The organism is Burkholderia cepacia ATCC 25416 (assembly GCF_001411495.1).
GTDB lineage: Bacteria > Pseudomonadota > Gammaproteobacteria > Burkholderiales > Burkholderiaceae > Burkholderia > Burkholderia cepacia.
The window spans coordinates 1,392,719-1,413,715 of record NZ_CP012981.1 but is presented as its reverse complement, the minus strand read 5'-3'; the positions used below and the strand labels follow the sequence as shown (position 1 = coordinate 1,413,715).

At 66.0% G+C, this 20,997-nt stretch carries 20 protein-coding genes and 1 tRNA gene; 10 read left to right on the top strand and 11 right to left on the bottom strand.

Features of this window, described 5'->3' with window-relative positions:
* Window positions 1-24: 24 nt before the first annotated feature.
* Entirely contained in the window at window positions 25-336 is a 312-nt protein-coding gene (rplU, locus tag APZ15_RS06475) for a 50S ribosomal protein L21 (RefSeq protein ID WP_006025184.1), read from the bottom strand.
* A gap of 210 nt (window positions 337-546) precedes the next feature.
* Between rplU and APZ15_RS06470 the strand changes: the two genes are divergently transcribed.
* The 9 genes from APZ15_RS06470 to APZ15_RS38835 all read left to right on the top strand — a co-directional run bounded on the left by APZ15_RS06470 (window position 547) and on the right by APZ15_RS38835 (window position 8,459).
* A complete protein-coding gene (locus APZ15_RS06470; RefSeq protein WP_027788438.1) occupies window positions 547-1,542 on the top strand; it encodes a polyprenyl synthetase family protein in 996 nt (331 codons plus the stop codon).
* 178 nt (window positions 1,543-1,720) lie between these two features.
* Window positions 1,721-1,797, top strand: a tRNA-Pro gene (locus APZ15_RS06465).
* Window positions 1,798-1,939: 142 nt separating this feature from the next.
* Window positions 1,940-3,232 (top strand): HlyC/CorC family transporter, encoded by a 1,293-nt coding sequence (locus APZ15_RS06460; RefSeq protein ID WP_021159896.1) that lies wholly within the window; start codon window positions 1,940-1,942, stop codon window positions 3,230-3,232.
* 83 nt (window positions 3,233-3,315) lie between these two features.
* Window positions 3,316-4,593, top strand: a complete 1,278-nt coding sequence (locus APZ15_RS06455) for a GspE/PulE family protein (RefSeq protein WP_027788439.1) — start codon at window positions 3,316-3,318, stop codon at window positions 4,591-4,593.
* On the top strand, window positions 4,590-5,801 hold the full coding sequence (locus tag APZ15_RS06450) for a type II secretion system F family protein (protein WP_027788440.1): 1,212 nt from the start codon (window positions 4,590-4,592) through the stop codon (window positions 5,799-5,801). Before APZ15_RS06455 ends, APZ15_RS06450 begins: the two co-directional genes overlap by 4 nt.
* Before the next feature lie 45 nt (window positions 5,802-5,846).
* Window positions 5,847-6,758 carry a prepilin peptidase gene (locus APZ15_RS06445; RefSeq protein WP_027788441.1) on the top strand — a complete coding sequence of 304 codons (912 nt, stop codon included), beginning with the start codon at window positions 5,847-5,849 and terminating at the stop codon, window positions 6,756-6,758.
* Window position 6,759: 1 nt separating this feature from the next.
* Complete coding sequence (coaE, locus tag APZ15_RS06440; RefSeq protein ID WP_027788442.1) at window positions 6,760-7,368, top strand: dephospho-CoA kinase; 609 nt, start codon at window positions 6,760-6,762, stop codon at window positions 7,366-7,368.
* Window positions 7,369-7,477: 109 nt separating this feature from the next.
* Entirely contained in the window at window positions 7,478-8,233 is a 756-nt protein-coding gene (gene zapD, locus APZ15_RS06435) for a cell division protein ZapD (protein WP_027788443.1), read from the top strand.
* A gap of 25 nt (window positions 8,234-8,258) precedes the next feature.
* Window positions 8,259-8,459, top strand: coding sequence for a DNA gyrase inhibitor YacG (locus APZ15_RS38835; RefSeq protein ID WP_027788444.1), 201 nt, complete (start codon window positions 8,259-8,261; stop codon window positions 8,457-8,459).
* A 60-nt stretch (window positions 8,460-8,519) separates the two neighbouring features.
* Here the strand turns inward: APZ15_RS38835 and APZ15_RS06430 are convergent, their stop codons facing one another.
* From APZ15_RS06430 to secA, 4 genes are all read right to left on the bottom strand, one after another.
* A complete protein-coding gene (locus tag APZ15_RS06430) occupies window positions 8,520-8,978 on the bottom strand; it encodes an NUDIX domain-containing protein (protein ID WP_027788445.1) in 459 nt (152 codons plus the stop codon).
* Window positions 8,975-9,844, bottom strand: coding sequence for an ATP-binding protein (locus APZ15_RS06425; RefSeq protein ID WP_027788446.1), 870 nt, complete (start codon window positions 9,842-9,844; stop codon window positions 8,975-8,977). Before APZ15_RS06425 ends, APZ15_RS06430 begins: the two co-directional genes overlap by 4 nt.
* Before the next feature lie 19 nt (window positions 9,845-9,863).
* A complete protein-coding gene (gene argJ, locus APZ15_RS06420; RefSeq protein ID WP_027788447.1) occupies window positions 9,864-11,105 on the bottom strand; it encodes a bifunctional glutamate N-acetyltransferase/amino-acid acetyltransferase ArgJ in 1,242 nt (413 codons plus the stop codon).
* Between the two features lie 144 nt (window positions 11,106-11,249).
* Window positions 11,250-14,048 (bottom strand): preprotein translocase subunit SecA, encoded by a 2,799-nt coding sequence (gene secA, locus APZ15_RS06415; RefSeq protein WP_027788448.1) that lies wholly within the window; start codon window positions 14,046-14,048, stop codon window positions 11,250-11,252.
* A 256-nt stretch (window positions 14,049-14,304) separates the two neighbouring features.
* Here secA and APZ15_RS06410 point away from each other — a divergent pair, with 256 nt between their 5' ends.
* Complete coding sequence (locus APZ15_RS06410; protein ID WP_021159908.1) at window positions 14,305-14,781, top strand: DciA family protein; 477 nt, start codon at window positions 14,305-14,307, stop codon at window positions 14,779-14,781.
* Window positions 14,782-14,861: 80 nt separating this feature from the next.
* On the opposite strand, the gene lpxC is transcribed toward APZ15_RS06410, so the two are convergent.
* The 6 genes from lpxC to APZ15_RS06380 all read right to left on the bottom strand — a co-directional run bounded on the left by lpxC (window position 14,862) and on the right by APZ15_RS06380 (window position 20,997).
* Window positions 14,862-15,779 (bottom strand): UDP-3-O-acyl-N-acetylglucosamine deacetylase, encoded by a 918-nt coding sequence (gene lpxC / locus APZ15_RS06405; protein WP_027788449.1) that lies wholly within the window; start codon window positions 15,777-15,779, stop codon window positions 14,862-14,864.
* Window positions 15,780-16,019: 240 nt separating this feature from the next.
* Window positions 16,020-16,526 carry a peroxiredoxin gene (locus APZ15_RS06400; protein ID WP_027788450.1) on the bottom strand — a complete coding sequence of 169 codons (507 nt, stop codon included), beginning with the start codon at window positions 16,524-16,526 and terminating at the stop codon, window positions 16,020-16,022.
* A gap of 188 nt (window positions 16,527-16,714) precedes the next feature.
* Window positions 16,715-17,911: a cell division protein FtsZ gene (ftsZ, locus tag APZ15_RS06395; protein WP_021159911.1), complete on the bottom strand. Its 1,197-nt coding sequence runs from the start codon at window positions 17,909-17,911 to the stop codon at window positions 16,715-16,717.
* Between the two features lie 113 nt (window positions 17,912-18,024).
* The gene (gene ftsA / locus APZ15_RS06390) at window positions 18,025-19,257 is read right to left on the bottom strand and encodes a cell division protein FtsA (protein ID WP_006487138.1); all 1,233 of its coding nucleotides are present in this window, start codon (window positions 19,255-19,257) and stop codon (window positions 18,025-18,027) included.
* Between the two features lie 26 nt (window positions 19,258-19,283).
* Window positions 19,284-20,036, bottom strand: coding sequence for a cell division protein FtsQ/DivIB (locus APZ15_RS06385; RefSeq protein ID WP_021159912.1), 753 nt, complete (start codon window positions 20,034-20,036; stop codon window positions 19,284-19,286).
* Window positions 20,037-20,055: 19 nt separating this feature from the next.
* Entirely contained in the window at window positions 20,056-20,997 is a 942-nt protein-coding gene (locus APZ15_RS06380; protein WP_021159913.1) for a D-alanine--D-alanine ligase, read from the bottom strand.

The window sequence follows — 20,997 nt, the reverse complement described above, 5'->3', positions numbered from 1 at the left end:
CTGATTGCTCCTTTACCGAGGCGCTTACGCGTTGATCGCGTCGATGCGCAGCTCAGTGTAGTTCTGGCGGTGGCCGCCGTGCTTTTGGTAGTGCTTCCGGCGACGCATCTTGAAGATGGTGACCTTGGCATGACGACCGTGCGACACAACGGTGGCCTTGACGGAAGCCCCACTGACCAGCGGCGTACCGAACTTAATCGATTCGCCTTCGCCCACTGCGAGAACCTGGTCGAGCGTGATTTCAGCGTCAATGTCAGCCGGTATCTGTTCTACTTTGAGTTTTTCGCCAACGGCAACCTTGTACTGCTTGCCGCCGGTTTTTATGACCGCGTACATTGAGAACCTCACTCTGGATCCAATTTTTCCGCACACCACGCGCGGAAAACACGTGATTATACATGGGGTTAGCACCGAAGTCAAAACAGATCGACGATTGCCGCGCGCGGGCCTCGGCCGAACGGCCAAATTCGCGGCTGCGGCACGTGTGACAGACCGGGATATCTCGGATTCGACTTATAATCCGCGGCATCACCCAATTCCATCATCATGTCGTCGTCCACCGCCTCCCCCACCCTCAGCGCCGCCCACCTGCTCGCTCCGATCACCAGCGACATGGAGCAGGTGAATCGCGTTATCCGGCAAAGCCTCGCGTCCGACGTACTGTTGATCAACCAGATCGCCGAGTACATCATCGGCGCGGGCGGCAAGCGGCTGCGCCCGGCGTTGCTGCTGCTCGTCGCCGGTGCACTCGGCGAGACGTCGCACCAGCGGCACGTGCTGGCCGCCGTCGTCGAGTTCATCCACACGGCCACGCTGCTGCACGACGACGTCGTCGACGAATCCGAGCTGCGCCGCGGCCGCCAGACCGCCAATGCACTGTTCGGCAACGCGGCGAGCGTGCTGGTAGGCGACTACCTCTATTCGCGCTCGTTCGAAATGATGGTCGGCGTCGGCAAGATGCGCGTGATGGAGATCCTGTCCGAAGCGACGACGATCATTTCCGAAGGCGAGGTGCTGCAGCTCCTCAACATGCACGACGCGGACGTCGACGAAACGCGCTACATGCAGGTGATCCGCTACAAGACGGCCAAGCTGTTCGAGGCATCGGCACGCCTGGGCGCGGTGCTCGCGGGCGCCGATGCGCCGACCGAGGCCGCCGCCGCCGAATACGGCCGCCGGATCGGCACCGCATTCCAGATCATGGACGACTGGCTCGACTACGCGGGCACCGTCGAGGCAATGGGCAAGAATGCCGGCGACGACCTCCGCGAAGGCAAGCCGACGCTGCCGCTCATCTATCTGATCGAGCGCGGCACGCCCGAGCAGGCAGCGCTGGCACGCGAGGCGATCGAACAGGGCGGCACCGCTCGCTTCGACACGATTTTCGAAGCGATCACGCGCTCGGGCGCACTGGATCACACGCTCGAATGCGCGCGCCAGGAAGCGCAGGCGGCCGCGGCAGCGATCGCCGCATTCCCCGATTCGATCTACAAGGAGAGCCTGCTCGCGCTGTGCTCTTACTCGACGTCGCGGCAGTCCTGATTGCATGTCGTGTGTCGCCGCCACGGCAGCGACACACGTTCGACACGGGAAAATCACCCGTCTCGAAAAAATTTTTTCTCCAAGGGCTTCCCTTCTTGAAGAAACGTCGTTATAGTTATGTTCTTGCTTGACGACGCAGCGGTCTTGAAGAAGACGGCGAAATCGGAAAAGTACAAATCGGGGTGTAGCTTAGCCTGGTAGAGCGCTACGTTCGGGACGTAGAGGCCGGAGGTTCGAATCCTCTCACCCCGACCAGATTTTGAAAAAACCGTGCACCACGTGCACGGTTTTTTTTCGTCCGGCCGCCGCGGGCCCCTCGTGTCGCGCACGACACATCACGGTCGCCGGCCTCTGCTATATTCCCTCCATCCCTGTCCTTCACTGCTCCTTCCAACGCGTGGACCAAATTCCCTTATGGGCGCAAATCGGCGCCGTCTTCCTGCTTCTCCTCTGTTCCAGCTTCTTTTCCATTTCCGAGACCGCGATGATGGCGCTCAATCGCCATCGGCTGAAGCATCTCGCCGGCCAGGGCGCGCTCGGCGCGAAAACCACGCAGGGGCTGCTGACACGCACTGACCTGCTGCTCAGCGTGATCCTGATCGGCAACAACCTGTTCAACACGATCATCCCGGTCCTGACGACGTCGCTCGCGCTCCATACGTTCGGCCGCAACAATCTCGCGCTGTCGATCGCGACCGGCATCGTCGCGTTCCTGATCATCGTGTTCGCCGAAATCGCGCCGAAGATCGTCGGCGCGACGTTCCCCGAACGCATCGCACTGCCCGCGAGCCTCGTGATCGCGCCGCTGATGCGCGTGTTCAAGCCGGTCGTCTGGTTCGTCAACGCACTCGCAAACGGCGTGCTGTGGGTGCTGCGCATCAACACGAAGAAGGGCCGCGACCAGCGGATGTCGGCCGACGAGCTGCGGGCCATCGTGCTCGAGTCGAGCAGTTTCATGCCGACCAAGCACCGCAGCATCCTGCTCAACCTGTTCGACCTCGAAAACATCACGGTCGACGACGTGATGGTGCCGCGCCGCCAGATCGAGTCGCTCAACTTCTACGCGCCGCTCGACGACGTCCTGCACCAGCTCGAAACCTGCTATCACAACCGGCTTGTCGTCTACGAAGGCGACATCGACAAGGTGCTCGGCGTGCTGCACGTCCGCAAGACGCTGACCGCGCTGCACAACCAGGAGTTCGACCGCGAGACGCTGCGCACGCTGCTCGCCGAGCCGTACTACGTGCCGTCGGGCACGCCGGTGGTCCAGCAGCTCCAGTTTTTCCAGGAAACGCGGCAGCGGACCGCGCTCGTCGTCAACGAGTACGGCGAACTCGAAGGGCTCGTCACGCCCGAAGACATCATCGAGGAGCTGATCGGCGAATTCACGACATCGATGCCGCGCAGCGAACGCGCGGGCGGCTGGGACGAGAACGGCGAATGCATCGTCTCGGCGAGCATGCCGCTGCGCGAACTGAATCGCTGGCTGCACCTGAAGCTGCCGACCGACGGGCCGAAGACGCTGAACGGACTGGTCCTCGAAATCCTCGAGGAAATTCCGGAAGACGACGTGTGCCTGAAAATCGGCGACGTGATGCTCGAGGTGATGCGCAGCGACGATCAGGCCGTGCGCACCGTCAAGCTCTTCAAGCCGCGCGGCTCGCGCACCGCACGCGCCGCCGCGCGTTAGCCGAACGGCCGACTGCCGGCGCCGCCCGCGACGCGCGACCATCTGCTGGTCACGGTCAACTGGCGGCCAGCGTGCCGGCTCACATGCATTTCACTCCTCCCGGGGCGCCGCTGCGCACGCAGCCGCCGCCCGCTCATTCCGATGCGTCGCCCGTCACCGCACCGCGCGCGCTCGACGCGGCCCAGCTCGACGACGCGCCGGCTGTGCGGCTGCTGACGGACACGCTTCACGCGGCACGCGTGCGCGACGCATCCGACATCCACGTCGAACCGTTCGAAGCCGGCTGGCGCATCCGCCTGCGCATCGACGGCGTGCTGCACGAACATGCGCGGCCGCCTCTTCATCTGCGCGACGCGCTCGTCACGCGGATCAAGGTGCTCGCACGCATGGACATCGCCGAGCGACGGCTCCCGCAGGACGGCAGGCTGCGTATCGCGATCGACGGCGGTACGCGCGGCGACTACCGGGTCAGTTCGCTGCCGACGTTGTTCGGTGAAAAACTCGTGCTGCGGCGCCTCGAAACCCTGCCGACCGACCTCACGCTCGCCCGTCTCGGCTTCGACGCGCAACAGGCGGCCGCGATGGAAGCCGCGATACGCGCACCGCATGGCCTCGTGCTCGTCACGGGCCCGACCGGCAGCGGCAAGACGCTGTCGCTCTACTGCGCGCTGCAGATGCTCGATCGCGACGCGCACAACGTCTGCACGGTGGAGGATCCCGCCGAGATCCAGCTCGACGGCATCAGCCAGGTCGGCGTCGCCGAAAAGGCGGGGCTCACGTTCGCGACGGCACTGCGCGCGCTGCTGCGGCAGGATCCGGACATCATCATGGTCGGCGAGATTCGCGATGCGGAGACGGCCGACGTCGCGATCAAGGCCGCGCAGACCGGCCATCTCGTGCTGTCGACGCTGCACACGAACGACGCACCGGCCGCCGTCGCGCGGCTGCTCGATATCGGGGTCGCTCCGTACAACCTCGCGGCCGCGCTGCACCTCGTCACCGCGCAGCGCCTCGTCCGGCGGCTGTGCATCGCCTGCCGCATGCACTCGGACGCACCGGTGCCCGTATTGCGCGAAGCCGGCTGCGACCCGGCTGCGCTCGCCGCAGGATGGCGGCCGTTCGTCGCGCGAGGCTGTTCGGCCTGTCACGGCATCGGCTATCGCGGCCGTATCGGCCTGCATCAGACGATGCCGGTATCGCCCCGGCTGGCGGAACGCATCGTCGCCCGGGCGAGCGTCGGCGAACTCGCGCAATGCGCGGCGGCCGAAGGCGTGCGCAGTCTGCGCGACGCGGCGTTCGCGCGTGTCAAGGACGGCACGACGAGCATCGCGGAAGCCATCGCCGCGACACCTGCTGCATGAGCATGCGCACAACGCCGCGCGAAAGCCGCTTCGCATGGCGCGGCCGCCATCGCGACGGCACGCCACGCCGCGGGATCATCATCGCGTTCGACGCCGCAAGTGCACGCGCCGCACTCGCGCGCGACGGCATCGCAGTCCTGTCGCTCGACATCCGCGGGCCGGCCCGGCCGCCAATGGCCGGCACGCGGGACGTCACGCGCTTCACGCGCCAGCTCGCGAGCCTGCTGCAGGCCGGGTTGCCGCTCGCGCCGTCGCTCGAGATGCTCGCGCGCACGCGGCCACGCGACGGCCTGCCGCGAATCGCCGCCGGTCTCGCCCGCGAGATCGTCGGCGGCCATCGCTTCGCAGATGCACTCGCACGCTATCCGGCGCAGTTCGGCACACTGTATCGCCAGCTGATCGAGGTCGGCGAAGCGTCAGGCTCGCTCGGCGTCGTGCTGACACGGGTCGCGGAGCACCGCGAGCGCGCCGACGCGCAATGGCGCAAGCTGCGGGCCGCGCTTGCCTATCCGGCGGCCGTCATCCTGTTCGGGCTCGCAATTTCGGCCGCGTTGATGGTGTGGGTAGTACCGACGTTCCGCCAGATCTTCGACGGTTTCGGCGCCGCGCTGCCGGCACCGACCCGTGCGCTGCTCGCGTTGTCCTCGGCGCTGTCGGCGTGGGGCGGTGTGCTGGTTGCCGGTACGGCGGCAGCCGCGCTGGCCGCCCATCGCGCGCTACGGCTATCGGCACCGCTGCGCCACGCTGTCGCGCGGCGCCTGCTGCACGTCCCGCTCGCGGGGAGTGCGATGAGCCGGTTCGCGGCCGCGCGCTGGTGCCGATCGCTGGCGACGCTGCTCGGCGCCGGCGTGCCGCTCGCAGACGCCTTCGCCACGCTCGAACGCACGGCCGGCCATCCCGTGTTCGAGCGCGCCACCGCCCACATCGCCGCCCACGTGCTGCGCGGCGCGCGTCTCGCGGACGCGATGCAGTCGGCCGGCTGCTTTCCGGACGACGTCGTGCAGCCGATCGCCGTCGCCGAGGAGACCGGTGCGCTCGACACGATGCTCGCCGACATCGCCACGCTGTGCGAGCGCCAGCTCGACGCGCATCTCGATACGCTCGCCGCGCTCGGCGAACCGCTGATCGTGATCGTACTGGGCGCACTCGTCGGCGGCCTCGTGATCGCGATGTACCTACCCATCCTTCAGCTCGGCAACGTGGTGTAGCATCGCAACCGATTCTGTCGCCTTTTAGTCCGAACCTTGAGCCTCATGACACCCGCGCCCTTGTCCGCCGTTTCCGATTCGCCCGAGAGCACGCTGCTCGCGCTGGCGATGCTGCCGGCCGCACTGCAGTACGCGTTCGCGGTCATCATCGGCCTGTGCGTCGGCAGCTTCCTGAACGTGGTCGTGCACCGGCTGCCCGTGATGATGCAGCGCGCATGGCAGGCCGAGATCGACGAAGCGACCGGCAACACGAATGCCACTCCCGAAGACGGCTACCCGCCGCGCTACGACCTGTGGCACCCACGCAGCGCCTGCCCGCATTGCGGCCACGTGCTGCGCGCATGGGAAAACATCCCGCTCGTCAGCTACTTGATCCTGCGTGGGCGCTGCCGACGCTGCGGCCACGCGATCGGCATCCGTTATCCGCTCGTCGAGCTTGTGTGCGCGCTGCTCGCCGCCGGCTCGCTCGCGGCATTCGGCCCGACCGTCGCCGCGCTCGCCGCGTTCGCGCTGTGCGCCGCGCTGCTCGCGATGAGCGCGATCGATATCCGGACCGGCTACCTGCCCGACTCGATGACGCTGCCGCTCCTCTGGGCCGGGCTCGTGCTGAACCTCGGCGGCACGTTCACATCGCTGCGTTCGGCCGTGATCGGGGCCATGGCCGGCTACCTGTTCCTGTGGTCGGTCTACTGGCTGTTCAAATGGCTGCGCGGCATCGAGGGCATCGGTTTCGGCGACCTGAAGCTGCTCGCCGCGCTCGGCGCATGGATGGGCTGGGCCGCACTGCCGCAGGTCGTGCTGTTCGCCGCGGTGACGGGCGCGGTCGTCGGGCTCGTCGCGACCTGGCGCGGTCGCATGCGCTTCGAGGAGCCGATTCCGTTCGGCCCGTTCCTCGCGGCAGGCGGTGTCGCGACGCTGTTTTTCGGCACCCCTTTCTATTCGGCGCTCGGAGGCTGACATGTTCGCAATTGGACTCACCGGCGGCATCGGCAGCGGCAAGACGACCGTCGCCGACCTGTTCGCCGCCCGAGGCGCATCGCTGGTCGATACGGATCTGATCGCCCATCGCATCACCGCGCCGGGCGGCCTCGCGATGCCCGCGATCGAACAGGCATTCGGCCGCGACTTCGTTGCCGCCGACGGCTCGCTCGACCGCGCGCAGATGCGCGCACTGATCTTCAGCGACGACGACGCGCGTCGGCGCCTCGAAGCGATCACGCACCCGCTGATCCGGGCGGAGACCGATCGTGAGGCGCGCGAAGCGCAGGGCCCATACGTGATGTTCGTCGTGCCGCTGCTCGTCGAATCCGGCAACTGGAAGGCGCGCTGCGATCGCGTGCTCGTCGTCGACTGTCCGGTCGAAACGCAGATCGCACGCGTGATGCGGCGCAACGGCTTCACGCGCGAACAGGTCGAGGCGATCATCGCACGGCAGGCGTCGCGCGAGGCCCGCCTCGCGGCGGCCGACGACGTCATCGTCAACGACGCGACGACGCCCGATGCGCTCGCCGCGCAGGTCGATGCACTGCACCAACGCTATCTCGGGTTCGCGGCCGCCGCGCACTGAGCCTCGCGCGCGATCGTGATGGTGTACGAAATTGGCGCGTTGCTAGGGTAGAGCGTGGGCATTAGAATGTCCTGCATTGTTTCAATCCCTACCCAAGAGGCGAGCGCGCTTGATTCTTTACGAGTATCCGTTCAACGAGCGAATTCGCACGCTGTTGCGCCTCGAAGATCTCTTCGAGCGCTTCGCGTTCTTTTTGGCTCAGGAGGACCCGCGTGAACACCACGTCGCGCTGACGACGCTGTTCGAAATCGCCGAGGTAACGGGCCGCGCGGACCTGAAATCGGATCTGATGAAGGAGCTCGAACGTCAACGCCAGACGCTCGCCCCCTTTCGCGGCAATCCGGGCATCGAGCAGAACGCGCTCGAAGCCGTGCTCGGCGAAATCGAGCAGACGCTCGCGAATCTCGCGCAGATGCAGGGCAAGACCGGGCAGCACCTCGTCGACAACGAGTGGCTCGCCAGCATCCGCAGCCGTGCGGTGATTCCGGGCGGCACGTGCAAGTTCGACCTGCCGTCGTACTACGCATGGCAGCAATGGCCCGCCGAGCAGCGGCGCCAGGACATCGCGAAATGGATCCTGCCGATGCTGCCGCTGCGCGATGCCGCTGCGATCGTGCTGCGGCTCGCGCGCGAATCGGGTCAGGCGTCGAAGGTCATGGCGATGCAGGGCAGCTACCAGCAGATGCTGTCCGGCCGCACCTACCAGTTGATGCAGGTGCGCGTGGCGCCGGAATTGCGCGTCATTCCCGAGGCAAGCGCCAACAAATACATGCTGTGGGTACGGTTCACCACGCAGGACGGCGATGTGCGGCCGCGTGCGGTGGACATCGACGTGCCGTTCCATCTGACACTGTGCAATCTGTAACGGCCGCGTGCCGGATCGCTTTCGTATGACTACCGTTGTGAAATGCCCGTCGTGTGGCGCCGAAGTGCGCTGGACGCCCGAAAATCAGTTCCGTCCGTTCTGCTCGGCCCGCTGCAAGCAGCTCGACCTCGGCGCCTGGGCTGCGGAAAAGTACCGGATCGGGGGATCCTCCGACGAGGGGCCCTCATCGGAAGAAGACGGCACGGACGGCCGCCGCGACAGCTGAGCGGCGCTCGGCACCGTCAGCCGGTGATGTGGCCCGCCTTTCCGGCAGGCCATCGTGGCGTCAGATCGACGCGGCTTCCTTCTCGAGCAGTTCAAGCACCGGCAGCGCGGCCGGCAGCAACGGCGCGACCTCGACCGGCAGTTGCTGCCATACGAACGCCTGCCCTTCCTTGCTGTGCGGCTCGCCCGTCCAGCCCGTCACCTTGCAGAAATAAAGCCGCACATAGGCATGCGGATAATCGTGCTCGAGCGTGTGCCAGCGATGGCTGGCCGTGACCTGGATGCCGAGTTCCTCGTGCAGTTCGCGCGCAAGCGCGTCCTCGACGCTTTCGCCGGCCTCCAGCTTGCCGCCCGGAAATTCCCAGTAGCCTTCGTACGGTTTGCCTTGCAGCCGCTGCGCGAGCAGATAGCGGCAGCGGCCGACCGGGCCACCAGGCTGCACCATCACGCCGACCGCCACTTCCGTCACCTTGCGGCCATCGGGCGCGCGCACGGCGCCTTGTGCGAGATCCGCGCTCATGCTTGCTCCTTGCGACCCGACCAGTCACGCGCAAACTGCCACGCGACGCGCCCCGACCGCGAGCCGCGCTCGAGCGCCCACACGAGCGCATCGCCGCGTGCGGACTCGATCTCCGCATCCGGGCAACCGAAATGACGCAGCCAGTGCCCGACGATGTCGAGATAGTCGTCCTGCTTGAACGGATAGAAGCTGACCCACAGACCGAAGCGCTCCGACAGCGAGATCTTCTCCTCGACGACTTCGCCGGGGTGAATCTCGCCATCCGGGAGATGCTTGTACGTCTCGTTGTCGCTCATGTACTCGGGCAGCAGATGGCGGCGGTTCGACGTCGCGTAGATCAGCACGTTGTCCGACTGCGCGGCGATCGAGCCGTCGAGCGCCACCTTCAGCGCCTTGTAGCCCGACTCGCCTTCCTCGAACGACAGGTCGTCGCAGAACACGATGAAGCGCTCGGGACGTTGCGAGATCAGGTCGACGATGTCGCCGAGATCGTGCAGGTCGTCCTTGTCGACTTCGATCAGACGCAGCCCGTCCTTCGCATACGCGTTCAGGCACGCCTTGATCAGCGACGACTTGCCGGTACCGCGCGCGCCGGTCAGCAGCACGTTGTTCGCCGGCTTCTGCTGCACGAACTGCCGCGTGTTCTGGTCGATCAGCCCTTTCTGGCGATCGATGTTGTGGAGGTCGTCGAGCGTGATCGACGACACGGCCAGCACCGGCTGCAGATAACCGCGCCCCTGGCGCTTGCGCCAGCGGAACGCGTGTGCGGCATTCCAGTCGACCGCTGCCTGCGCGGGCGGCAACATCCCCTCGAGACGACCGAGCAGCGCTTCCGCGCGCGTCAGAAACTGTTCAAGCTTGTCCATGTCGTTCAGGCACTCCCGATCAGGAGCGGTAATCCGCGTTGATGCTCACGTAGTCGTGCGACAGGTCGCACGTCCAGATGGTGGCCTGTGCGTCGCCGCGGCCAAGCAGCACGCGGATCGTGATTTCGCTCTGCTTCATCACGCGCTGGCCGTCCTCTTCCTGGTACGCCGGATTGCGGCCGCCCGCCTTTGCGACGAGCACATCGTCGAGATAGAGGTCGATCTTGCCGACGTCGAGATCCGCGACGCCCGCATAGCCGATCGCCGCGAGAATCCGGCCGAGGTTGGGGTCGGATGCATAGAAGGCGGTCTTCACGAGCGGCGAATGGCCGATCGCGTAAGCGATCTGGCGGCATTCCGCGACGCTCTTGCCGCCTTCGACCTGCACCGTCATGAATTTCGTCGCACCTTCGCCATCGCGCACGATCAGCTGCGACAGCACCTGCGCAACTTCCGTCACCGCATCGCGCAGCGCCGCATAGGCCGGCGAATCCGTCGACGTAATCGCCGGCAGCGTGCTCTTGCCCGACGCGATCAGGATGAACGAGTCGTTCGTCGACGTGTCGCCGTCGATCGTGATGCAGTTGAACGAGCGGTCGGCCACTTCCTTCACGAGCGTGTCGAGCACCGGCTGCGCGACGTTCGCGTCGAACGCGAGGAAGCCGAGCATCGTCGCCATGTTCGGCTTGATCATGCCGGCGCCCTTGCTGATGCCCGTCAGCGTGACCGTGTGACCGTCGATCGTCACCTGGCGCGACGTGGCCTTCGGCAGCGTATCGGTCGTCATGATCGCCTGCGCGGCGTCGAACCAGTTCGCGGCCTTGCGGTTCGCGAGCGCGGCCGGCAGCCCGGCCTTCAGGCGGTCGATCGGCAGCGGCTCGAGGATCACGCCGGTCGAGAACGGCAGCACCTGCGCCGGCTCGATACCCGCGAGGCGGGCAAGTTCCGTGCAGGTTTCGCGCGCGTTCGCAAGGCCCGGCTCGCCGGTACCGGCGTTGGCATTGCCCGTATTCACGACGAGCGCGCGAATGCCCGCACCGCCCGCGCGCACCTTCGCCAGATGCTCGCGGCAGACGATGACCGGCGCGGCACAGAAGCGGTTTTCGGTGAACACGCCCGCGACCGTCGCGCCTTCGTCGACGGAGATGACCAGCACGTCCTTGCGATTCGGCTTGCGGATGTTCGCTTCCGCCCAGCCGAGCGTGACGCCGGCGACGGGATGCAGTTGGGCGGGATCGATCGACGGAAAATTGACAGCCATGGGGCACACCTGCCAGATGGAAAATGCCGGCGTGCGCCGGCATCGATTGGAAGAACCGGCGGCCGCATGCGCGGGCCGCCGCAACTCAGATCACGCGCTCGAAGCTGCGAACCGAGCGGCGCGCGTCACGCGCGCCGCCGTCGATCATGACAGCTTCCCGTGACATTGCTTGTACTTCTTGCCGCTGCCGCACGGGCACGGGTCGTTGCGGCCGACCTTCGGCATTTCACCGCCGGGGCCGCTGTGCGTCATCGCGCTGCCGACCATGTCGGCCGTCGCCGTGGCCGCCGCGGCAGCCGTGACGTTCGCCACCGGCGCACCGGCTTCCGCGTAGTCGGCGTGCTGGTACTCGACATTCTCGAGATGACCTGCGCGCTCCTCGATCTGCTCGGCCGCTTCCTCGAGCTGTTCCGGCGACTGGATCTGCACGTTCATCACGACACGCGTGACTTCCTGCTTGATCGCCTCGAGCATCGCGGCGAACAGCTCGAACGCTTCGCGCTTGTATTCCTGCTTCGGGTTCTTCTGCGCATAGCCGCGCAGGTGGATGCCCTGGCGCAGATGGTCGAGCGCCGCGAGGTGCTCGCGCCACAGGCGGTCGACCGTCTGCAGCATCACCGAGCGCTCGAATGCGCTGAACGATTCGCGGCCGACCATCGCGACCTTCGCCTCGTACTGCTCGTCGGCGGCCGTCATCACGGCGTCGAGAATCTCCTCGGCCGTAATCGACGACGACTCGTTCACCATTTCCTGGATCGCGAGGTCGAGCTGCCAGTCGTTGCGCAGCGCTTCCTCGAGCTCGGGCACGTCCCACTGCTCCTCGATGCTGCCTTCCGGCACGAACTGGCGGACGACTTCGGCAATCACGCCGTGACGCATCGCGGAGATCGTCTCGGTGATGTCGTGCGCTTCGAGCAGCTCGTTGCGCTGCTGGTAGATGACCTTGCGCTGGTCGTTCGACACGTCGTCGTATTCGAGCAGCTGCTTGCGGATGTCGAAGTTGCGCGCTTCGACCTTGCGCTGCGCGGACTCGATCGAGCGCGTGACGATGCCGGCCTCGATCGCCTCGCCTTCCGGCATCTTCAGGCGATCCATGATCGAACGCACGCGGTCGCCCGCGAAGATGCGCAGCAGCGGATCGTCGAGCGACAGGTAGAAGCGCGACGAGCCCGGATCGCCCTGACGGCCTGCACGGCCGCGCAGCTGGTTGTCGATCCGGCGCGATTCGTGGCGCTCGGTGCCGATGATGTGCAGGCCGCCAGCAGCCTTCACCTGCTCGTGCAGCGTTTCCCACTCGTCGTGCAACTGCTGGATGCGGCGCGCCTTTTCGTCGGCCGGGATCGCGTCGTCGGCCTCGATGAACGCGGCCTGCTTCTCGGCATTGCCGCCGAGCACGATATCGGTACCGCGGCCGGCCATGTTGGTCGCGATCGTGACGCGCTTCGGACGGCCGGCTTCCGCGACGATCGCCGCTTCGCGCTCGTGCTGCTTCGCGTTCAGCACCTCATGCGGCAGCCCGGCCTGCTTCAGCAGGTGCGACAGCAGTTCCGAGTTCTCGATCGACGTCGTGCCGACCAGCACCGGCTGGCCGCGCTCGTAGCATTCGCGGATGTCGCGGATCACCGCGTCGTAGCGCTCCTTGGCCGTCTTGTAGATCTGGTCCTGCTTGTCGATCCGCTTCGGCGGGCGATTGGTCGGGATCACGACCGTCTCGAGGCCGTAGATCTCGTTGAATTCGTACGCTTCGGTGTCCGCGGTACCGGTCATGCCCGCGAGTTTCGCGTACATCCGGAAGTAGTTCTGGAACGTGATCGACGCGAGCGTCTGGTTCTCGCTCTGGATCTTCACGTGTTCCTTCGCCTCGACCGCCTGGTGCAGGCCGTCGGACCAGCGGCGGCCGGCCATCAGGCGGCCCGTGAATTCGTCGACGATGACCACTTCGCCGTTCTGCACGACGTAGTGCTGATCCTTGTGGAACAGCGTGTGTGCGCGCAGCGCCGCGTACACGTGGTGCATCAGCGTGATGTTCTGCGGCGCGTACAGGCTCTCGCCCTCGCCGATCAGGCCCCATTCGGCGAGCAGGCGCTCGGCCTTCTCGTGGCCCGATTCCGTCAGGAACACCTGGCGTGCCTTCTCGTCGAGCGTGTAGTCGCCCGGCTTCTCGACACCCGTGCCGTCGGCCTTCTCTTCGCCGATCTGGCGCTCGAGCAGCGGCGGCAGTGCGTTCATCCGCACGTACAGCTCGGTGTGATCCTCGGCCTGGCCCGAAATGATCAGCGGCGTGCGCGCTTCGTCGATCAGGATCGAGTCCACTTCGTCGACGACCGCGAAGTTCAGTGCCCGCTGCACACGCGCGTCGGTCTCGTAGACCATGTTGTCGCGCAGGTAGTCGAAGCCGAACTCGTTGTTCGTGCCGTACGTGATGTCCGCCGCGTAAGCCTGCTGCTTCTGGTCGTGCTCCATGCCGGACAGGTTGATGCCGACCGACAGACCGAGGAAGTTGTAGAGGCGCGCCATCCATTCGGCGTCGCGCTGCGCGAGGTAATCGTTGACGGTCACGACGTGCACGCCGCGGCCGGCCAGCGCGTTCAGGTACACGGGCAGCGTCGCGACGAGCGTCTTGCCCTCGCCGGTGCGCATTTCCGCGATCTTGCCGTAGTGGAGCACCATGCCGCCGATCATCTGCACGTCGAAGTGCCGCATCTTCAGCACGCGCCGGCTGGCCTCGCGACAGACCGCGAACGCCTCGGGCAGCAGCTTGTCGAGCGACTCGCCGGCCGCGACCCGCTGGCGGAATTCGTCCGTCTTGCCGCGCAACTGGTCGTCCGTCAGCTTCTCGATCTGCGTTTCGAGCGCATTGATCGTCGCGACGGTCTTTTGGTATTGCTTGACGAGCCGCTGGTTGCGGCTGCCAAAAATTTTCTGGAGAAAACCGGTTGTCATCGGATCGGATCCTGCGTCGCAGCACCGGCGCCCGGCGCGTGTTGCGCGCCCCGACGCCCGAGCCTCGGCGGCTTAGCGAATTAGTGGACTCAAACGTCGAATTTTAGCACGCGGGAAAGCGTGCGCCCGTGTCTCGGCCGGACGGGCACTGCGCGCCTACGGCCGGGCCCACGGGGCGAAAGCCGCCCGTGCACGGGCCCGCGCGGGTACAATCGGCGTCAACGTCCGCGCGCGTGCGCGCCCGAAGAATGTCTCGATGAACCGATTTTCCAAGCGTTTCGGCCCGCTCGCCGCCTATCGCCCGCAACCCGTGTCCGAAGTGCTCGGCCGCACCGACGCGTTCGCGGCACTGCGCGCCGGCGTCGAGCAAATCGCGTCGCTGCAGCGCGATCTTGCCGCGCTTCTGCCCGACTACCTGGCGAACCACGTCGAACCCGGCTTCGTGAAGGACGGCACCCTGACCCTCTTTGCCGCGCACAACGCGCTCGCCGCGCGGCTGCGGCAGGTCGAGCCGCGGCTGCTCGGCGATCTGCAAAAGCGCGGCTGGCCGGTCTCGACGCTGCGCGTGCGCGTGCGCCCGAAGGATGCGCCGGAGCCGCCGCACGTGAAGCAGGCGCGGATGACGTCGGTCGGCGCGGCCGCGTTGCGCGATCTGGCCGACCATCTCGAACCGTCGCCGCTGCAGGCCGCGCTTGCGCGGATGGCGGCCCGGCACGGCGCAAAGCCGCGCTGACGGCCTACGCCGCCGGCATCGTCCGGCCAACAAAAAAGCAGCCCGAAGGCTGCTTTTTTGTTGCTTGCGCCGAACGCCGTTCAGGCGAAGGCCGTCTGCGCGTCGAACGCGAAACCCTTCGGCGCGGCCTGCGGATCGTCGAACGTGACGATCTCGTACGCATCTTCGTTCGCGAGCAGCTCGCGCAGCAGCGCGTTGTTCAGCCCGTGGCCGGACTTGTACGCCGTGTACGACGCCAGCAGCGGATGGCCGATCACGTACAGGTCGCCGATCGCGTCGAGCATCTTGTGCTTCACGAACTCGTCGTCGTAGCGCAGCCCGTCGTTGTTCAGGATGCGGTACTCGTCGAGCACGATCGCATTTTCCATGCTGCCGCCGCGGGCGAGGCCCATCTCGCGCAGCATCTCGGCCTCATGCGCGAAACCGAACGTGCGAGCACGCGCGATCTCGCGCACATACGACGTATTCGCGAAATCGACCTCGAGCTCCTGGCCGGTCTTGTCGACGGCCGGGTGACGGAAGTCGATCGAGAATTTCAGCTTGAAGCCGAAGTACGGATCGAGACGCGCGAACTTGTCGCCGTCACGGATTTCGACCGTCTTCTTCACCTTGACGAAACGCTTCGGCGCGTTCTGCTCCTCGATCCCGGCGGACTGGATCAGGAACACGAAGGTCGCCGCGCTGCCGTCCATGATCGGGATTTCCTCGGCCGTCACGTCGACATAGAGGTTGTCGATGCCGAGGCCGGCACATGCCGACATCAGGTGCTCGACGGTCGACACGCGCACGCCATCCTTCTGCAGCACCGACGCGAGCCGCGTATCGCCGATCGACGTCGCCGCCGCGGGAATGTCGACGGGCGTGGGAAGGTCGACGCGGGAGAACACGATGCCCGTGCCCGGTGCGGCGGGACGGAGCGTCAGCTCGATCTTGCGGCCCGAGTGGACACCGATACCCACGGTCTTCACGATGGATTTGATGGTGCGCTGCTTCAGCATGATGTTCTTCGTCGTGATTGAAGATATCAATCAGGAGTTATATTCAATAGGATGGATTATAGCGTAATTCCCTATTCAACGCAGTTTGAAACTGCGTATCAATCTGTTTCGGCTGTTTACCCCTGCCGATACGGGACGGGCCGATGCCCGGAACGGAGGCGTTTCCGGTCATCAGCCCGTGTTACAACTGCCCTGAGGCCGGTGAGCAGCGTTGCCGGCAGGCAACGGCGCACCGCACGATCAGGACGTCAACGTCGCGAGAACACTCGCCGCATCGCTCACTTCGAATTTGCCCGGCGCCTCGACGGCCAGCGTCTTGACCACACCGCCGTCAATCACCATCGCGTAGCGCAGGGAACGAATCCCCATGCCACGCGCGGACAAATCCTGCGTCAGCCCCAGCGCATGAGTGAAAGCCGCGCTGCCGTCCGCCATCATGCGCACCTTGCCCGCGGTGTGCAGATCACGTCCCCATGCGCCCATCACGAATGCGTCGTTGACGGACACGCACCAGATCTCGTCGATACCCGCCGCGCGCAGTTGCTCGGCGTGTTCGACGTAGCCCGGCACATGCTGCGCCGAACAGGTCGGCGTGAAAGCGCCCGGCAATCCGAAGATCACCACCCGCTTTCCCGCAACCTGATCGCGCACGCTGCAGGCGTTCGGCCCCAGCGTGCACCCTTCGCGCGCGTCGTCGATGTACTCGAACAGTTGCGCGTCGGGCAGCGCGTCGCCCACTTGAATCATGGCTGGTCCCTCATAGCGATACGGTTTTTCAGCGTGTCGCGGACAGCACGGCCCATCCCGCCCCGCTTGTGCGGAGAGGGCACGTTTCCCGGCCCGGCGTCGCAGCCGACGCGGCCTGTCGTGGTCCGTAGCATCCGTCACGCCGGCGATACCGCGGCAGTTTCGCCGCGGCTTCGCCTGTGTTTGCGTCAGTCAGCCTGCTTGCGCAGGAAAGCCGGGATGTCGTACGTGTCGACACCCTTCTCCTGCAGCGCCTGCACGTGCGATGCCGCGGTTTCACGCGAATTGCGCCACACCGCCGGCGTATCGAGTGCGCCGTAGTCGGCCGTGCTGACGTGATGCGCCGGTGCATAGCCGTGCGACACCGCGCTGACCGGCTGGTTGTCCGTACCCGTGCGCAGCAGCGTCATCGGTGCCGACTGCTGCTTCTTCGCCGCACGGCCCAGACCCGTTGCCACGACCGTCACGCGCAACGCATCGCCCATCGCGTCGTCGTACACCGCACCGAAGATCACCGTCGCATCTTCCGCCGCGTAGCTCTTGATCGTGTTCATCACTTCGCGCGTTTCCGACAGGCGCAGCGAACGGCTCGACGTGATGTTGACCAGCACGCCGCGCGCGCCCGACAGGTCGACGCCTTCGAGCAGCGGGCTCGCCACGGCCTGTTCCGCCGCGAGGCGCGCGCGATCGACGCCGGCGACCGTCGCCGTGCCCATCATCGCCTTGCCCTGCTCGCCCATCACCGTCTTCACGTCTTCGAAGTCGACGTTCACGAGGCCGTCGACGTTGATGATTTCAGCGATGCCTGCCACCGCGTTGTTCAACACGTCGTCCGCGCACTGGAAGCACTTGTCCATCTCGGCGTCGTCGCCCATCACGTCGAACAGCTTGTCGTTCAGCACGACGATCAGCGAGTCGACGTGATCCTCCAGTTGCTGCGAACCTGCTTCAGCGACGCGCATGCGCTTGCCGCCTTCGAACTCGAACGGCTTGCTGACGACACCGACCGTCAGGATGCCCATCTCCTTCGCGATCTGCGCGACCACCGGTGCCGCGCCCGTGCCCGTCCCGCCGCCCATGCCGGCCGTGATGAACACCATGTGCGCGCCGCGCAGTGCGTCGGCGATGCGCTCACGCGCTTCTTCCGCTGCCGCACGGCCCATTTCCGGCTTCGCACCGGCGCCGAGGCCCGTATTGCCGAGCTGGATCACCGACGATGCGCGCGAACGCGACAGCGCCTGCGCATCCGTGTTCATCACGATGAAATCGACGCCCTGCACGCCGCGGTTGATCATGTGCTGGACGGCATTGCCGCCAGCGCCGCCAACGCCGACCACCTTGATGATGGTGCCGTTGGTCTCGGTTTCCAGCATTTCGAATTCCATGTTGCCTCCGTCAAGAGAAAAACTGCTAATCGGCCGTTATTCGGCAGGAGATCGGGCAACCCCCTGTCGCGCGCCAGCCGCCGGCACCAGCGCGAATTTCGAGATTCGGTTTGTCAGAAGTTGCTCAGGAACCATTCCTTCATCCGCGAGAACACCTGCCCCGCGTTGCCGGACTGCACGGCGACCTTGCGGCCGCGCATGCGCTGGGCACTGCCTTCGACGAGCAGCCCCATCGCCGTCGAGTAGCGCGGATTGCGCACGACGTCGGAGAGGCCGCCTGCATACTCCGGCGCGCCGATGCGCACCGGTTTCAGGAAAATGTCTTCGCCGAGCTCGACCATGCCGGGCATCATCGACGCACCGCCGGTAATGACCACGCCGGAGCTCAGGAGTTCTTCGTAACCGGATTCGCGCACGACCTGCTGCACGAGCGAGAACAGTTCCTCGACGCGCGGCTCGATCACGGCCGCGAGCGCCTGGCGCGACAGCGTGCGCGGGCCGCGTTCGCCGAGGCCCGGTACTTCCACCATTTCGTCCGGATCGGCGAGCGCCTGCTTCGCGATCCCGTAGCCGACCTTGATGTCTTCCGCATCCGGCGTCGGCGTGCGCAGCGCCATCGCGATGTCGCTCGTGATCTGGTCGCCGGCGATCGGAATCACCGCGGTGTGGCGGATCGCGCCTTCGGCGAAGATCGCGATGTCCGTCGTGCCGCCGCCGATGTCGACCAGCACCACGCCGAGATCCTTCTCGTCTTCCGTCAGCACCGCCAGCGACGACGCGAGCGGCTGCAGGATCAGGTCGTTCACTTCCAGCCCGCAGCGGCGCACGCACTTGACGATGTTCTGCGCGGCGCTCACCGCGCCCGTCACGATGTGCACCTTCACTTCCAGCCGGATGCCGCTCATCCCGATCGGCTCGCGCACGTCTTCCTGGCCGTCGATGATGAATTCCTGCGTGAGGATGTGCAGCACCTGCTGGTCGGTCGGGATGTTGATCGCCTTCGCGGTCTCGATCACGCGCGCGACGTCGGTCTGCGTGACTTCCTTGTCCTTGATCGCGACCATCCCGCTCGAGTTGAAGCTGCGGATGTGGCTGCCGGCGATCCCCGTGAACACGTTGGTGATCTTGCAGTCGGCCATCAGCTCGGCTTCCTCGAGCGCGCGCTGGATCGACTGCACGGTGGCCTCGATGTTGACCACCACACCTTTCTTCAGACCCTTCGACTCGCTCTGGCCGAGACCGATCACCTCGTAGTGACCTTCGCCCTTCAGCTCGGCGACGATGGCCACCACCTTCGACGTGCCGATGTCGAGGGAAACCAGCAGATCCTTGTAGTCTTTGCTCATAAAGTGCTCTTGCGTGTGATCTCTCGTTACTTCTTGCGCTTGTCGGTATCGGTCAGGAACCGCATGCCTGCCGCGCGAATCGCGAATCCGTTCGGATAACGCAGGTCCGCGTACTCGATGTCGTTGCCCCAGCGCTCCGTGACCGCCGGCCAGGCGGCAACCAGACGCTGGCTCCGGTCATGCAGCGACTCGCTGTTGCGTTCCTTGCCCAGCTCGACCTGCATGCCGTTCGACAGCTTCACCGTCCACGCGTACCGCGCCGACAGCGTCACTTCTTCCGGCGCCGCCTTCAGCGGCGCAAACCATTTCCCGAAGTCGCGATACCGCGTGACGACTTCCTTCGCACTGCCCTCCGGGCCGTCGAACGCCGGCAGTTCCTGATCCAGCTCGCCCTGGTTCGCGGTGAACAGCTCGCCGTCGACGCTCACGAGCTGGTCGCTGCCCCAGGTCCCGAGCGGTTTGTACTCCTCGAGCGTGACAGCCAGCGCATTCGGCCACACCCGGCGCACGCTCGCATGGCGCACCCAGGGCATCTGCTCGAACGCGGCGCGCGCGGCGTCGAGATCGACCGTGAAGAAATTGCCCTTCAGCCGGCCGACCACGCCCGCGCGCACCGTCGGCGAATTGATGTGCTCGGTGTCGCCGTCGATCCGGATTTCCCGCAACGCGAACGTCGGGCGCTGGATCAGCCAGTAGCAACCGGCCGCCGCCAACACGAGCAGCAACAGCGCGTACAGCGCGCTGGCGGCAAGGTTGAGTTGGCGAACGTTGTTCCACATACGTCGTTCCGTTCCTGCGTCAGTCGTTGAGCGTGAGCGACAGCACCTTCACGACCAGCTCCGAATAGCTGATGCCGACCGCGCGCGCGGCCTTCGGCGGCAGCGAGTGGTCGGTCATGCCCGGTGCGGTGTTCACTTCCAGGAAGTACGCATTGCCATCGGCGTCGAGCATGAAGTCCGCGCGGCCCCAGTCGGTGCAGCCGAGCACGTCGAACGCACGGCGCGCGACGCGCTTGAGCTCCGCCTCCTTGTCGGCGGGCAGCCCGCACGGGATCAGGTATTGCGTGTCGTTGGCGATGTACTTCGCGTGATAGTCGTAGAACTCGCCGGCCGGCACGATCTTGATCACCGGCAGGTCGAGATCGCCGGCGATGCATGCGGTGTATTCGCCGCCGCCTTCGATACTCTTCTCGACGATCACGATCGGGTCGTGCTTCGCGGCTTCCTCGAGCGCAGCCGGCAGCGCATCGGCCGTCTTCACCTTCAGCACCGCGACGCTCGAGCCCTCGCTCGCCGGCTTCACGAACAGCGGCAGGCCGAGCTTCGCGACGATATCCGTCGCGCGCGCCGCGAGGTCGTCGCCGCGCAGCACCGTCTCGAACGGCGGCGTCGGCACGCCCGTCTGCTGCCAGACGAGCTTCGTGCGGAACTTGTCGAGGCCGAGCGCCGACCCGAGCACACCGCTGCCCGTGTAACGGATCCCGTAGAAATCGAGCGCGCCCTGGATCTGGCCGTTCTCGCCGTAACCGCCGTGCAGCGCGTTGAACGCACGCACGAACCCTTCGTCCTTCAGCGCCGCCAGCGGGCGCTCGGCCGGGTCGAACAGGTGCGCGTCGATGCCTGCGTCGCGCAGGCCCTGCAGCACGAGCTGGCCGGACGTGAGCGAGACCTCGCGCTCCGAGGACTCGCCGCCGAACAACACCGCCACCTTGCCGAAACGTTTCGGATCAATCCCGCTCAT

Excerpts from the sequence above, each read along its gene's own strand:
- ftsZ (WP_021159911.1), bottom strand. The coding sequence starts at position 17,911 with ATGGAATTCGAAATGCTGGAAACCGAGACCAACGGCACCATCATCAAG.
- APZ15_RS38835 (WP_027788444.1), top strand. The coding sequence starts at position 8,259 with ATGACTACCGTTGTGAAATGCCCGTCGTGTGGCGCCGAAGTGCGCTGG.
- rplU (WP_006025184.1), bottom strand. The coding sequence starts at position 336 with ATGTACGCGGTCATAAAAACCGGCGGCAAGCAGTACAAGGTTGCCGTT.
- ftsA (WP_006487138.1), bottom strand. The coding sequence starts at position 19,257 with ATGAGCAAAGACTACAAGGATCTGCTGGTTTCCCTCGACATCGGCACG.
- APZ15_RS06455 (WP_027788439.1), top strand. The coding sequence starts at position 3,316 with ATGCATTTCACTCCTCCCGGGGCGCCGCTGCGCACGCAGCCGCCGCCC.
- lpxC (WP_027788449.1), bottom strand. The coding sequence starts at position 15,779 with ATGCTGAAGCAGCGCACCATCAAATCCATCGTGAAGACCGTGGGTATC.
- secA (WP_027788448.1), bottom strand. The coding sequence starts at position 14,048 with ATGACAACCGGTTTTCTCCAGAAAATTTTTGGCAGCCGCAACCAGCGG.
- APZ15_RS06450 (WP_027788440.1), top strand. The coding sequence starts at position 4,590 with ATGAGCATGCGCACAACGCCGCGCGAAAGCCGCTTCGCATGGCGCGGC.
- APZ15_RS06380 (WP_021159913.1), bottom strand. The coding sequence starts at position 20,997 with ATGAGCGGGATTGATCCGAAACGTTTCGGCAAGGTGGCGGTGTTGTTC.
- APZ15_RS06400 (WP_027788450.1), bottom strand. The coding sequence starts at position 16,526 with ATGATTCAAGTGGGCGACGCGCTGCCCGACGCGCAACTGTTCGAGTAC.
- APZ15_RS06445 (WP_027788441.1), top strand. The coding sequence starts at position 5,847 with ATGACACCCGCGCCCTTGTCCGCCGTTTCCGATTCGCCCGAGAGCACG.
- APZ15_RS06425 (WP_027788446.1), bottom strand. The coding sequence starts at position 9,844 with ATGGACAAGCTTGAACAGTTTCTGACGCGCGCGGAAGCGCTGCTCGGT.
- coaE (WP_027788442.1), top strand. The coding sequence starts at position 6,760 with ATGTTCGCAATTGGACTCACCGGCGGCATCGGCAGCGGCAAGACGACC.
- APZ15_RS06430 (WP_027788445.1), bottom strand. The coding sequence starts at position 8,978 with ATGAGCGCGGATCTCGCACAAGGCGCCGTGCGCGCGCCCGATGGCCGC.
- APZ15_RS06470 (WP_027788438.1), top strand. The coding sequence starts at position 547 with ATGTCGTCGTCCACCGCCTCCCCCACCCTCAGCGCCGCCCACCTGCTC.
- APZ15_RS06385 (WP_021159912.1), bottom strand. The coding sequence starts at position 20,036 with ATGTGGAACAACGTTCGCCAACTCAACCTTGCCGCCAGCGCGCTGTAC.
- argJ (WP_027788447.1), bottom strand. The coding sequence starts at position 11,105 with ATGGCTGTCAATTTTCCGTCGATCGATCCCGCCCAACTGCATCCCGTC.
- APZ15_RS06410 (WP_021159908.1), top strand. The coding sequence starts at position 14,305 with ATGAACCGATTTTCCAAGCGTTTCGGCCCGCTCGCCGCCTATCGCCCG.